Consider the following 15,176-nt stretch of genomic DNA (forward strand, 5'->3'; position numbering starts at 1 on the left):
TTTAAATGTTTAGAAAGATGTAACTTTCTTAACTATTTCAGTTTATTTTTCCTTTAAGTTTAATTTAAATACGATTTTAAATATGCTAAACAAAATTGGGATTTACAAAACATTATACTTCTTAATCATCTTTAATGTTTTTTTTCTTTCATCACGGTCACAGAAATTTTCGTTTCTCGAATTTGAGAGCTTATCCAATTTGAATAGCTCATCATATTTTAAACCGCAGATGAATTTTTATTCAAACTCATTTAAAAATGGTTCGAATATTGGATTTTATTATTTTACACTGTTAAACGAAAATTGGGCTCAGGCATATGCAGGTTTGATTTTCAAACCATCCGAATGGCTATCGCTCAGTGTTGGAGCAGGCATGGAAGTAAACAAAAACCCTTACCGTTTTAATGTGAGCATGCAAATTATAAAAAATAAAATAAATTTTCTGCAGATATACGAATATGGGGGATCCGGATTTTGGTACAATCTAATTTTTAATTATAAGGTTCATGAACAAAACTCTATCGGGCTCATACTAAAAAGATACTATGGCCTGGGACTAAACTATGAACATGAATTTAAAAATTTCCCCATAAGTTTTATCATTTCTCCACTCTACGATTTGGAAGATGAAAGTTATAAGCTATTGATGATGATCAGGTATTATTTATAAAAGGACGGAGCAAATGAAAAAAATGATGATAAAAAATTCCATTAAGCAATCAATGCCTTTTCTTATCGCGGTATTGTCATTTACTATATTGGTTATGAGCGCCATAAGTTATACTGAGTTTAAAAAGGACTCCTGGGAGAAAGATGTAAAAACAAGGCTTTTTGAAATTTTGATGACCAAAAAAACCATGCTTGAGAAGGCTTTGTATTCGAGAATTCACTATACAAGAAGCGTAGCTGCCTATGTCTCATTAAAGCCAAATATTTCAACACTCGAATATTATAATTTAGCCCATGAACTTATTGATAACGACTCCGTTATCTGCACTATGAGCTTGTCAAAAGATTGTATTATCGGGGCAGTATATCCACTTGAGGGTCATGAGGCTGCAATCGGACTAAATTTACTTGCACATCCCGAAAGGTTTGAGATTGTTCAAAAAACAATAGAAACTCACGAATCGTTCATTGCAGGTCCTGTAGAACTTATGGAAGGCGGGCTTGCATTTATTAGCTACACCCCTATTTTCGATAAAACCATAGATAAAAATGGCAAATTTTGGGGCGTAACCGATATCGTTGTTTATCAAAACCAATTACTTGAACAAGCCGGTTTGATCGATCGTGAGTCAGGATTTTTGTTTGCACTCAGAGGTTATAACGGACTGGGAAATAAAGGTGCTATTTGGTGGGGCGACGATAAGGTTTTCAGTCAAAATCCGGTAACTGTCAATATAGATATCCCAAACGGGAGCTGGGTTTTAGCGGCTGTACCGGAAATCGGCTGGACCTCTTACCTCAACCAGGATCAGGTTTTGTTAAGCTTACTCATTGTTAGTTCTTTTATAATCAGCATTTTAATTTGGCTGCTTAGCCGAGGGTTGGTAAAAATCAAAAGAAATGAGCAGGAATTGAGCGCTATTTTTAAATCAATGGATAGCCTGATCATAGAATTTGATCATGAAGGAAGGTACATTAAAATTCCTCCCGTTAATCCAAAGCTATTATACAAAACCGAAGCCGAATTGATAAATAAAACGGTTTATGAAATTTTTCCGTATGATTATGCAAAATTGTTTCACAATGCCATTCTTGAATGTTTAAATAGTAAAAAGATAATCGAACTTGAATACCCACTTAATATTGATGGAAAGGAAATTTGGTTTTCAGCCAAGTTTTCGAGAAAATCTGAACAGAGGGTGATTATGCATGCATTTGATAATACAGAAAAGAAAAATGCCATGGAAGCGACATTGAGGTCGGAACAACGATTAAAAGAACTGAATGCCACCAAAGACAAGTTTTTCTCGATTATTGCCCATGATTTAAAAAGCCCATTTAATGTGATTTTAGGATATAGCGATTTATTAAGCACTGAATATGAATATCATATTGAAGATCAACGAAGAAAAATAATTGAAGAGCTAAACAATGCATCCAAAAGCGCATATAGCCTATTGGAAAATTTACTCCTTTGGGCGAAATCACAAAATGATAAATTTAAAATTGTAAAGGAAAATTTAAATTTATTGAATTTAATTAATGAATCTATTGACATTTATATTCCATTAGCCAGGAATAAGCAAATCAGTTATCATGTTGAAGTGAATGATAAAATTACAGTTTACGCAGATAAATTCGCGCTCACCTCAGTTATTTCAAATCTTTTCAATAATGCGATTAAATTCACGCCAAAAAATGGTAATATAATTATTGAAGCAATTGTAAAAGCTGAAACAATTGAAATTAGCATTGCTGATAATGGCATTGGAATTCCACATGAAATTATCCCAAAACTTTTTCGTATTGAGGAGGGTATTTCCACCTCAGGCACGAATAATGAAAAGGGCACAGGCTTAGGTTTGATACTTTGCAAAGAATTTATTGAAAAGCATGATGGCAATATTTGTGTCGAAAGCAGCCTGAAGGGATCAACTTTTTATTTTTCTTTGCCAAACGATAAGGTTTCTGAGCTATAGAAAATATACCACAGAGATTTTTGGTTAACGATATCTGTTTCTAAGATTAAGAATAGGAAAATCTATGGCTGCTCTTTAAGGAACTATAAAATGATACCCCATCCCTTTCAAGGTAACAATTTCAATACGTTTATCTGAAGAAAGGTATGCTCTTAATTTTCTGATATACACATCCAGATTTCTGGAATTAAAGTATGAATCGTCGCCCCAAACACACATGAGGAGCATTTTTCTTTCAACCGTTTGGTTTTGATGAGCAGCTAAAATAGTTAATATTTGTGATTCACGAGAGGATAGTTTTATTTGCTTCGTATCCGAAATTAATTCAAATTTTCCGGGAATAAAACGGATATTGCCCAGTATAATTTCTTCGGCCTGCACATTATTCTTAGAAGATCCAACCGTATTTATTAATTGCAATTGATTTTGAATCCGAACGATCAGTTCTTTTACGCTAAATGGCTTTTTGATATAATCAGTTCCTCCACTTTCAAAACCCATAACAAGATCGTCAACACCGACTTTTGCCGTTAAAAAAATAATGGGTAATGCAGGATAAAGATTCCTGATTTGTTTGCCCAAACTTAGTCCATCCACATTAGGCAACATAATGTCCAAAACGCATATATCCGGTGTAAACCCTTTAAAAGCATTTAGAACCAATGCGCCATCATTAATTAATAACAGCTCAAAACCTTGACTCTCCAATGTTTCCTTGACTATTTTCCCAAGGAAAGGCTCGTCCTCTACGTATAAAATTTTATGCTTTTTCATCACCTGTCGGGACTTTTAAAATAAATTCACATCCACCTTCTGTGCGATTAAAGACATTGATACTGCCTTTATGATGTTCCATCACTAATTTCGCATAGTTCAAACCCAATCCATAACCTTTCACATTGTGTTTGTTGTGGGTTGGCACTCTAAAAAATTTATCGAAAACCCTTTTAAGGTATTCTTCCGGAATACCGGGACCATTATCTTTTACTGAAATTTCGAAATATCCGGCTTTACGGCATAGGTTCAAGCTGATAATCGCCGGTGCTTTGCAATATTTCAGGCTGTTATCGATCAAATTAATTATCACTCCCTGCAAATGGATACTATCAACCTTTGCAATAGCTTCACTTAAAACTGTCGAAAAGTTCAAACTGGCATTATTTTTACTCAAGCGATATTGTAACGATTTTATCACTTCTTCAATAAGAGAATTTATATCTGTATCTTCCGTTTCAAATAAATTTTCCCCATTTTCGAGAACCGAATTATTCAATACTTTCGAAACCAGCAAATCCAAACGATTCATTTCTAACAGCGACATTTCCAAATAATCTTTCACAACCTCAGGATCCTTGCTCATGTCAAAATCAAGCAATGCTTCTAATGCAACTTTTACTGTCGACACCGGAGTTTTAAGTTCATGCGTGATATTACTAATAAACTCATTTTTAATCAACAAAAGCTTTTTCTGTTTTTTAATATTTAAGTACGACAGTCGGAAAGATCCTGCAGTAATGATCAAAAGTATTAGGGCAAAAAACAGTTGAGGGCCCATCGCAAATAGAAGGTAACTATTAAACCCTTCCAATTTAACAGCAAATGAATTATTGAAAATCCTACTTGAAATCGTAATTCCTTCATGAGAAGGCTTAATCACCTCTTTAGAAGAAATCCAAGTTAAAGAAAAATCAAATTCATTCTGTTGAAGGAATTTTTTGAAATTATCCTGTAAAATCAAGGTATCTGCTTTTGACCCAAAAAAAGAGGTTCTTCCGGATCTATAATTTCCCATGCCTTCCATTCGATTTACAAACATCCGAACCCCTTGATATAAATATGCATTCGTGGTATCTCCGCTTGGGACAATATGAAAAACAGGTTTTTTCTCCTTAGTCATCGAATCCTTTACAATATTTAAGCTTTTAATTTCCACATTCCCACGGTGCCTTTCTATGGAATGTGGATCAGCTATGGTCACCAATGTGTCAAAACTATTTCTATCTGCTGAATCCGATCTCAGATCAAGCTGAATGGTGAAATTGCTTGAGTCACCTAAAATAGGATTGATCAAATGTATGGACATCAGGGAATCAATCATTGATCTTTCAGCAGTATCAAATCCCCTTGATAATTCCCTCTGAAGTGTGAATTTCTCCATTCGGTATTGTCCAATTAACCAATACAAAACAAAAAATGTGAGCAATAACTGGCTCAGCAACATCAGGAAAACGATCGGTATTTTTTTAAAAGCTTTCATTATTTATAATGATATCGGCAAAAGTAGCCTAAATGAAAAAGAAGTAATAATAAATTAACCTTAATTAACCTTTATTGGGTTTTCCTTAACCTTGCAATCCATCCACCCCAACTACCTTTGACTAATTATTTCACTTAATTTTTAAATTGGAATTAACCATAAAAAGTATTAATAATTTATAAAAATTTATTTAAGGATGAAAAATATTATTTTAACAATTTGCGCAATTGGCCTTGGTTTGGGAGTTTCTGCACAAGAACCTGCAAAGCAAGGAGAGGTTACTTATTTAGAAACCGTAAAAATCGAAATTCGGTTCGAAGGCATGACCGAAGAAATGATCAACCGCATGCCAAAGGAAAGAAAAATGAAAAAGGTACTTTACTTTAATGAGGCTGAATCCAGCTATCAAAACTCGAAAGAAAATGCGGATGCACCTGTACCCGGTAGCGGTGGGATGAGAGGTGGAGGAATGCGCTTTATGATGGGTGGGGGAAGTCCTGATGAAATGGTATATCTGAACTTTAACGATAAGATCAAAATTGAACAAAAAGATTTCATGACCCGAATATTTTTAATTACAGAAGATCTTGCAATCGAAAATTGGAAATTTACTGGCAATCAGAAAACCATACTTGATTACCCGTGTATGGAAGCATCCCAAATTACTGATAAAGATACTATTTTAGCCTGGTTTGCCCCTAGTATTCCTGTATCTGCAGGACCGGGGAATTATGTAAACTTACCGGGTTTGGTATTGGGAGTTGATATAAATAATGGTAAAAGAGTGATTATGGCAGAAACCCTTGAACTAAAACCAATAGATAAGGATCTCATCTCAAAACCCAAAAAAGGGAAAAAAACCACCAGAGAAGAATTTAAGAAAATTGTGGATGAAAAAACCAAAGAAATGGGTGAAAATTCACAAGGTGGAACCTTTAGGGTAATGGTACAACACTAATTTTTAAAAAAAATCTTGCTGAGTTTTATACGAGGAAATCATTCCAATACAAAGGGATAAACCTGAAAAAATTCATATTAAAAATCGATACAACTTTTAACAATAATTATAGACTAATGAAGAATTTATTTGTTTTTTTAATATTACTGGGCTCTACCGTTGCATATTCACAACAAACTACCCTTCAAGGAAACATCCTTGATGAAGAAGGAGCACCTTTGATTTATGCAACGGCGGTATTGCTGAACCCTACAGATTCAACAATGGCATATTATGGTATCACCAATGCAGAGGGCCATTTTTTAATCAAAGACATTAAAAAGGGGAAATACATTTTACAAACCGGATTTACCGGTTACAATTCCTATTTTAAAGAAATTGATTATCCGCTTCCGTCAGGCAATGATCTGGGTGTGATTGTCATGAACCCTAAATCCAACCTTTTAAATGAAGTGCAAATTAATGCTGACAGGGTCCCTATTTTGATTAAAAAAGATACCGTCGAATATATTGCAAATTCATTTAAAACAAAAACAGATGCTGTAGCCGAAGATTTGCTGAAAAAATTACCCGGTGTTGAAGTTGACCGTGCCGGAAACATCAAAGCCCATGGAGAAAATGTACAGCGTGTACTGGTAGATGGAAAAGAATTTTTCAGCAATGATCCAACCGTTGCCACTAAAAACTTACCTGCCAATTCGGTGGATAAAGTTCAGGTTTACAATAAAAAATCCGATGAATTTGAATTGTCGGGGATTGATGATGGCAGCTATTCAAAAACCATTAACCTGATCTTGAAAGAAGGTAAAAAAACAGCCTATTTTGGAGATGTAACTGCAGGATACGGATCCGATAACCGTTATCAGGTTGGCGCGAAGTTATTTCGCTTTACTAAAACACATCAGTTCGCTGCTTTAGGAATGTTAAATAATATCAATAAATCAGGCTTTTCATTTCAGGATTATCTTGAATTTCAAGGCGGGCTACAAAGCCTGATGTCAGGCGGTGGCGGATCTGCTCATGTTGGACTGGATGATGATAGTGGCATCCCGGTAAATTTCGGACAAAGTGTAAACGGACTTGTAAACACAGGTGCAGCAGGTTTAAATTTCACACGCGAAGCACGATTAAACAACCGATTTAATATTAGTTATTTGGGTAACGGTTCCAATAAAAAATTGGAAGAATCTACTTATACCCAAAACTTTTCAGAAAACGGAAATTTCATCCAGAACGGTGAATTGGATCAGGATACAAAAAACCGAGTTCACCGGTTGAATTATAACTGGAGAAATCGCATTGACAGCACTCAAAACCTCACCATGTTTGGCGGTGTTAGTTTGAATAATGGGTCGGGTAATAAAAATTCATTTACTGAAAGTTTTAAGGACGATATTCTGATGAACGACCTATCCAGTTTAAGTACAGATAAATCGAACGGAATGAGTGCCAATACCAGGGCAACCTATCTAAAAACAGGCAATGGCAATTGGAAGCTTTTTAAATTCAATGCAAATGTTTCGCACAGCCAAAGTCTTTCTGAAACTGAATGGGAAAATATCACCCGTTTTTTGAGTGTTAACCAACAATCTCTTGATAACCGTTATCAGGAAGATGAAACTGCAAAAACCGACTATTCTGCAAATGTATCCGGAACTTTAAAACTGAGCAGCTTATTGTATTTGGTACCAACAATCGTAACCGGGGTAACCGATGAGTCCATCAATCGTATTCTTGCACTCACTGATGCGGATGATGCAATCGCTGAACTTAGCCCTGATTTTAGCCGAAAATACATGTATTTTCGTCCGGGTCTTTCCTTTAAAAGAAATACGCAGAAAACACAACTGGATGTGACAGCCAGAGTTGAAACTTTGAAATTAAAAAACACCCTCAATACTGTTGTAACAGAGGATAACAACTATTTTTATTTTCTGCCAACTTTCTCATGGCAATACGAATATAGTACAGGTAAAAGACTATCATTCAATTACAATTCCAGTTTGAATACCCCTTCGGCTCGTCAATTATTACCGGTAGCAAATACTTTCAATACGCTGCAACAATCATTTGGAAATAGTAAATTGATACCTGAATACACTAACAATGTGCGTTTTAGTTGGCTGATGTTCGATCAGTTTTCTCAAACCTCGATTTTTGCCAGTGCGAGTGGAACTTATACCCGCGATAAAATTAATTTTTCCAGAACTATACTTGAAAATTTATCACAAAAGATCAATTTAATCAATGTTGATAATGACTACAGGGCCAATGCCAATCTCGATTTTTCAACTCCAATCAGGAAACTTGGGATTGATATTAATGCACGCATAAGTGAAAGTTGGAATCGGGGAATTAGTTATGTGAATGAAGTTGAAAATGTAAACACAAATTTCAGCCACACCTTTAGTCTTACAATTAATAACCGTAAAAAGGAAAAATGGGACTTAATGATTGGTGGTCGGATCCAGATTTCAGACGCAAAATATTCTGTTCAGGAATCATTGAACCGTACCTACACAAATATGAGCGCATATTCAGATTTAGGCTTTAACCCGAGTGATAAATGGCACATTTCATTTTCAGCCGATATCACCCGTTATAATGAGGAAAGCTTTGGAGATGCCGTTAATATTCCAATACTCAGATCAGAAATCAGTCATTATTTCTTAGCTAACAAAAGAGGTTCATTAACCCTTGAAGTATTCGATATACTAGATAAAAACAAAGGATTGGAGCGAATCAGCGAACTAAATTATTTGCTTGAACGTACCACCAACGTGTTAAGAAGATATGCCATGTTGACCTTCAAGTACCGACTCAATAAAGCTGAGAAACCGGATTCAGGAATTCACATCAGAATGAATAGAAGATAGAAAAAAGGCCTTAAGAAATTATAACGGGTGACACCCTGAGGGTGTCACCCGTTTGCCACGTTAATACCCTGTTGTCATCCCGGCCGAAGTGCCGGGATCTTTTTTGTACACTTAGATTCCGGTATTCCGCTTCGCTTCAACCGGAATGACAATCAATATTTATAGTTTGGCATTTCGTTTCATCTCTCCGCTCAATGTTACAAGTTTTTGAATATGTTGTCTTTTTAGACCGACTCCTTTTTATGCACGTTAGTTTATTGATACACCTTCGTAAAATCTAAAAAAATTGTATATTTAGTCCTTCTTTTGCACCAAAGAAATTTTTCTGCCTGATTAATTTAACCTAAATAAAAAGCAATGATTAGAAATTTTTTATTGGTGGCCTTTCGTAATCTCTGGAAAACCAAATTATTCTCACTGATCAATATTCTCGGACTAACAATTGGAATGACTGCCTGTCTTCTGATTCTGGTTTATGTTCATTACGAAAAAAGTTATGATCGTTTTTATGACAGAAGTAGCGAAATTTACAGACTGCGGTATGAACGTGTCAGCGAAACAGGTGAAGCAGTGCGCTTTGCTTCGTGCTGCCCTCCGGCTGCACCAAGAATGCGTGAGCGATTCCCGGAAGTAGAAATTGTTGCACGCTGTTTTACCCGCCAGGCTACTTTCACCTACGATGATGAACATAAGTTTATTGAAGATAATAACTATTTTGTTGAGCAAGAATTCTTTGACATTTTTAATCTTGAATTTATTGCCGGCGATCCAAAAAAAGGGATTAGTGAAGCCAACACATGCTATATTTCCGAATCGATTGCTTTAAAGTATTTTGGCGACCAAAATCCCATTGGTAAAACGCTGAGCCGCGACAATAAACTGAATTTTAAAGTTACCGGTGTATTTAAAGATTTCGCAGAAAACTCCCATATGAAAATTGACATTGCCTTGTCATATCCTAATTTATGGGACGTTTATGGCAGAGATATTGAGAACTCGTGGGGTGATAGTGGATTTTATACTTTTTTCATTTTGGTTCCAGGTACCGATATGGAGGCTTTTAAACTTAAACTTGCCAATTTGGTGGAAACAGAATTCGGGGAGGCTTTACGGCACTACAAACTTACCTGTGAACTAATACCACAAAAGCTTACCGACATCCATCTAAATTCAAACTTTCAACAGGAATTAAAAGTGAATGGGGATAAGCAAACGGTAAATTTTCTTTTCATCATAGCGCTATTCATTATTATCATAGCTTGGGTCAATTATATTAATTTATCAACTGCCCGATCTTTAACACGTGCAAAAGAAGTAGGTCTGCGAAAAGTGGTCGGTGCAGCAAGAGTTCAATTAATGGGTCAGTTTTTTGTGGAAACACTGATTTTAAATTCAATAGCCCTGATATTGGCAGTTGGCTTAATGGAAATTCTTCGTCCGGTATTTAGCCAAACCACAACAATCCCAATAAATTTTATCCTTTTTAACCAAATTTGGTTTTGGATTATTTTAATCATTCTGTTTTTTGTAGGAGTATTTCTTTCCGGATTATATCCTGTTTTGGTACTAAGTTCATTTAAACCAATTTTTGCATTAAAAGGGAAAATTGGCATTTCAACCAAAGGGATCAATCTTCGAAAAGCCTTAGTTATATTTCAGCTCATCATGGCTTTAATATTGATTACCTCAACCCTGACCGTTTTTAAGCAAATTTCTTATATGCAAAATCAAACATTGGGAATTTCGATTGAAAATGTTATTGCAGTTAGGGCTCCTCGAATTAGGGACAATGCAAGTATCGGTACAAAGATGGCTTCGTTCAAGGAGGATTTAATTAAAAACCCAAACATTCGCAAAGTAAGTGTGGTAACGGAAATACCGGGCCGACAAATTTATTGGGATGCAGGAGGAATTATGCCTGCCGGGACACAGGATAGCAAGAATTATCAAATTGTTGGCATTGATTATGATTTTGCGGATCTGTTTGAAGTTGAACTCGCGGCGGGCCGGAATTTTTCAAAAGATTTCGTTACCGACGAAAACCAGGCATTAATTTTTAATGAAACTGCCGTTAGATGGATGGGATTTGCTGATGCGGAAAGTGCAATTGGACAACGGGTTGATTATTGGGGGAACATTTATAATATCGTGGGCGTATTCAAAGACTACCATCAACAATCGCCTAAGCAGGATTATGAGCAGCATATTTACCGATACTTACCAACAGGTAGGGATGTAAGAGGAATGATTGCGATCAAAATCGGGGATCAAAACGTCAAGGAAACAATTAACTATATCCAGAATCTATATGATGAATTTTTCCCCGGCAACCCATTCGAAGTTGTTTTTGTAAAAGATTATTATGAAGAACAATACAAGTCGGAACGCATGTTTGGAACCGTCTTTGGCATTTTTGCAATACTTGCGATATTCATCACCGCCATGGGGATTTTAGGACTGACCTCTTTCATGATTGAACAAAGGACCAGGGAGATTAGTATTCGAAATGTTCTGGGTGCAAGTCTTTCTCGTATCCTGATTTTATTTGGGAAAGAATTTCTGATTTTAATCCTCGTTTCATTCGTAATAGCTGCTCCGCTTAGTTATTGGGGTCTTTCGACCTGGCTTGATGCTTTTAGTACCCGCATGAACCTGGGTTTTGTTTTATTCATTATTCCTTTACTGATCACTTTAATCATTACAGGTGGTACCATCGGATCACTGGTATTTTATGCATCGCGTAAAAATCCTGTAGATACGCTGAAGTATGAATAGAAAGTGGATTGGTGAACTGGTGAACTGGGGGATTGGTAAATTGGTGAATTTGTGAATTTGGTGTATAAATACTAGAATATCACCTGTTTAATGAACTACCCCGCAGCAAAGCTGCGAGATATCCGGAATATAGAATACAGTAGTCAGAAGTCAGAATTTTTTTTTTGATATTTTAATCCCTCTTCTGAATTCTAAATTCTTACCTCGAAGCAGAGCTTCGAGGAATACTTTTGATTAAACCTTTTTTAGAGCAAAATCTAAGGTGTATGCACGGGCAACGTATCCTCCATCCATAAAATAATCATAACTTTGGATGAGATGTCATGGATATTACATAATGACCCTTACATTTGTACTCAGTAGCTAGTAGATTAGTCATTTATATCAAGAGTTAGCATCATAATGACACACATTAAAATAAAACGATCTATGTTTTTAATTTTTTCATTATGAGCAGGCATCATTCACATCTCAATTCAGCGGTGGCCATATTGTCTTCTTATGATGGAACTGTCCCTTTTGCGCAAGCACTAAGGCGTTTTTTTGCAGATCAAAAGAAATATGGTAGTACCGACCGTCGTCAAATCGGGCATTTGTGTTATTGTTATTTTAGGGCACTTAGAATTTTGGCTGACGATATGAGCCTCAACGAAAAAATACTGCTAAGCCATCTTCTTTGCACATCCGAACCTGATGCGTTTATAGAAACATTAAAACCTGAATGGACCCAATACATCGGACTTTCGGTGGACGAGAAGTGTGGCAAATTTGGCTTAGATTTTAATAACATTTTCCCAAATATTGAGGCTGCTGAGGATTCCATTGAGAAAATAAAGTTTAGCTTATCTCATTTCGTTCAACCCGATTTGTTTCTCCGCATCAGACCGGGAGAAGCTGAAAAAGTCAAACAAAAACTGGACAAAGCGATGCTCAATTATCAACAGCTTGATACCGATTGCTTAGTACTGCCAAATAAAACGAAAATTGAAGAACACCTGCATGTCAACAAACAAGTTGTGATCCAGGACTATGCTTCACAAAGAGTTGGCAAGCTGCTCGACAGAGTTAGGAATCTAACCCCTTCTTCGATTGCCAAGCTCAAGGTCTGGGATTGCTGTGCAGCGAGTGGCGGAAAATCTATCCTGGCTATCGACAAGTTGGGTCCAATAAATCTTACCGTAAGTGACAATCGCGAAACGATATTGCACAATTTAAAAACAAGACTTCATCAGGCCAATATCCGGGATTACAATTGTCTGAATATAGACCTGACTGATCAAAAAATGATCGAAGATCTTGATTCATTTGACTTGATCATAGCTGACGTGCCATGCAGCGGTAGTGGCACCTGGAGCAGAACTCCCGAACGATTGCATCAATGTTCGATGAATGAAATAACGAATTTTGCCGCCTTACAAAAACAAATCACATCCAATATTCAATCAAAATTGAAACCCGGCGCTTTTTTACTTTACATCACTTGTTCGGTTTATAAACAAGAAAATAGTGAAATCATCAGCCATTTGACATCTCAACATTGTTTAAAGCTTATTGAATCTCAGATGTTCGCAGGTTATGAACATAGATCAGACACGATGTTTGCGGCGCTTTTGCAAAAAAGTAGCAGTGGTGGAATGGTAAACTGGTAAATTGGTGGATTGGCAGATTGGTGGATTAGGAAATTGGTTAATCACATTAACACGTAAACACATTAACACGATAACACTTAAACACGTAAAAACTTAAACACCTTAGCACCCAAACACATTAACACGATAGCATGTAAACACATTAAATTGTACATATTTCGAATTAATGCTGCGACAATGCAACATGCCTGACGGTATAGTCAGGAATGCCACCTTAGTATAGACTCAAATGATGCTTTTGCCCAAATACTTTACCTAACGAATATTTGTTTTTATTTCTAAATGTAGCTATATTTGACAATAAAAAGAAATAAATGAAATTTCTGGAATTTAAAAAGGCCTTAAAAAATAAAACAATATTCAATAATAGTGATATCCGGAAAATTGCTCCCACTTTCCATCGCAAACGTCTTGTTGATTGGCAAAAAGCCGGTTATATCATAAAAATCAGAAATGGATACTATTGTTTTAAAGAACAAGCTGAAGGGGAACACTTTTTCTGGCACATGGCCAATCAGATCTACAAACCTTCTTATTTGTCTTTAACCACGGCACTGTCGTATTACAACCTTACCCCTGAAGCTGTATTTACTCAATCGTCTATCAGCACACTAAAAACAGCTTCATTTAAAACTGCCTATGGTAATTTCGAATACAAAAATACCAAGCCTGCTTTATTTTTTGGGTATCGCCTAATAAAGCTAAACGGTTTAACGATAAAAATGGCAGAACCGGAAAAAATGATACTCGATTACTGTTATCTTATAAAACCTGAGAGTATTGAACATTTTAAATCCCTCAGAATAGATTGTTCTGCAGCAAGGAAACTAATTGATTTCGACAAACTTGATGCTTACTTATCAATCTACAGTTCCAAAATAATGAACCTGAGGGTAAAACTCTTTAAAACCTATCTCAATGCTTAGCCTCGATAACATAAAAAGCTATTATTCAGAAAACTTATGGGGTTTCGAAAGGTTTATCCTCAGAGAATACCTGCAATATAAAATACTTGAAATTATTTATGATGGTCCCCATGCTTCCAAACTTGTTTTTATGGGCGGAACGGCCCTAAGAATCGTGCATGAAAATACCAGATTTTCAGAAGACCTTGATTTTGATAATTCTGGCCTAAAAGAAAATGATTTTGAAAACATTACACAGGACATCAGCAAAAAAATGCAGTTAGAAGGGTTTGAAGTTGAACTTCGTAATGTATTTAAGGGTGCATATCACTGTTATATCCGGTTTCCACAAATGTTAATGAAATTAGGATTATCCGGACATGGTGAAGAAAGGATTTTGATAAGGCTAGACACAGAAAACCAGCATTACGAATTCAATCCCGAGAGGAAGATTATTAACAAATTTGATGTGTTTACACAAATAGCCATTACACCCCCTGAAATTTTATTGGCACAAAAACTTTATGCAGTCATCAACAGGCCGCGAAATAAAGGACGTGATTTTTTTGACATCGTATTTTTATTGGGCAAAAATATTAAGCCGGATTACGGGTACTTAAAACAAAAACTAAATATTTCAACTGCATCCGACCTAAAGGATAAAATAAGCCATAAACTTAAACAACTAAATATGAAAGAAATGGCAGATGATGTAAAACCCTTTCTTTTTAATCCGACCGATGAAAAAAAAGTCCTGGCTTTTGAAAAATACTTTGAAAGTGTTTTCATTTAATATTTTTGACTTTGCAAAACTTATCAGTAAAATGCCTGTTTTGAAAAAAATGAAGCTCAATTAACCAGTAATTACACAGAATCCTTTCAACATAGCTACTTGATCATTGGTTAGTAAACCTGTGGATTGGTGAATTGGCGGATTGGTAGAATGGTGGAATGGTGGAATGGTAGATTGGTGAAATAAGAAATTGGTTAATCACATTAACACGTAAAAACTTAAACACATTAACACGATAACACTTAAACACGAAAAAACTTATACACGTTAACACCCAAACACATTAACACGTAAACACCAGAACATCCTACATCG

The 15,176-nt window shown here is 35.8% G+C and carries 10 protein-coding genes; 8 read left to right on the forward strand and 2 right to left on the reverse strand.

The features are described from left to right. Positions 1-229: 229 nt before the first annotated feature. Both KKG99_11655 and KKG99_11660 read left to right on the forward strand, forming a co-directional pair. A complete protein-coding gene (locus KKG99_11655) occupies positions 230-670 on the forward strand; it encodes a hypothetical protein (protein ID MBU1013654.1) in 441 nt (146 codons plus the stop codon). 22 nt (positions 671-692) lie between these two features. Next, positions 693-2,648, forward strand: coding sequence for a CHASE domain-containing protein (locus KKG99_11660; protein MBU1013655.1), 1,956 nt, complete (start codon positions 693-695; stop codon positions 2,646-2,648). A gap of 75 nt (positions 2,649-2,723) precedes the next feature. Here KKG99_11660 and KKG99_11665 read toward each other — a convergent pair whose 3' ends face one another. Beyond that, positions 2,724-3,422: a response regulator transcription factor gene (locus KKG99_11665; GenBank protein MBU1013656.1), complete on the reverse strand. Its 699-nt coding sequence runs from the start codon at positions 3,420-3,422 to the stop codon at positions 2,724-2,726. Further along, positions 3,409-4,905 carry a HAMP domain-containing histidine kinase gene (locus KKG99_11670; GenBank protein ID MBU1013657.1) on the reverse strand — a complete coding sequence of 499 codons (1,497 nt, stop codon included), beginning with the start codon at positions 4,903-4,905 and terminating at the stop codon, positions 3,409-3,411. Before KKG99_11670 ends, KKG99_11665 begins: the two co-directional genes overlap by 14 nt. Before the next feature lie 196 nt (positions 4,906-5,101). On the opposite strand from KKG99_11670, the gene KKG99_11675 reads away from it, so the two are divergent. From KKG99_11675 to KKG99_11700, 6 genes are all read left to right on the forward strand, one after another. Further along, on the forward strand, positions 5,102-5,863 hold the full coding sequence (locus tag KKG99_11675; protein ID MBU1013658.1) for a GLPGLI family protein: 762 nt from the start codon (positions 5,102-5,104) through the stop codon (positions 5,861-5,863). A gap of 116 nt (positions 5,864-5,979) precedes the next feature. Then, positions 5,980-8,739, forward strand: coding sequence for an outer membrane beta-barrel protein (locus KKG99_11680; GenBank protein ID MBU1013659.1), 2,760 nt, complete (start codon positions 5,980-5,982; stop codon positions 8,737-8,739). Positions 8,740-9,096: 357 nt separating this feature from the next. After that, on the forward strand, positions 9,097-11,514 hold the full coding sequence (locus KKG99_11685) for an ABC transporter permease (protein ID MBU1013660.1): 2,418 nt from the start codon (positions 9,097-9,099) through the stop codon (positions 11,512-11,514). Between the two features lie 449 nt (positions 11,515-11,963). Continuing rightward, positions 11,964-13,163 carry an Fmu (Sun) domain-containing protein gene (locus KKG99_11690; protein ID MBU1013661.1) on the forward strand — a complete coding sequence of 400 codons (1,200 nt, stop codon included), beginning with the start codon at positions 11,964-11,966 and terminating at the stop codon, positions 13,161-13,163. 314 nt (positions 13,164-13,477) lie between these two features. Further along, a complete protein-coding gene (locus KKG99_11695) occupies positions 13,478-14,089 on the forward strand; it encodes a hypothetical protein (GenBank protein MBU1013662.1) in 612 nt (203 codons plus the stop codon). After that, entirely contained in the window at positions 14,082-14,861 is a 780-nt protein-coding gene (locus KKG99_11700) for a nucleotidyl transferase AbiEii/AbiGii toxin family protein (GenBank protein MBU1013663.1), read from the forward strand. The genes KKG99_11695 and KKG99_11700 overlap by 8 nt, the downstream gene beginning before the upstream one ends. Positions 14,862-15,176: the final 315 nt, after the last annotated feature.

The organism is Bacteroidota bacterium, assembly GCA_018816945.1.
Taxonomy (GTDB): domain Bacteria; phylum Bacteroidota; class Bacteroidia; order Bacteroidales.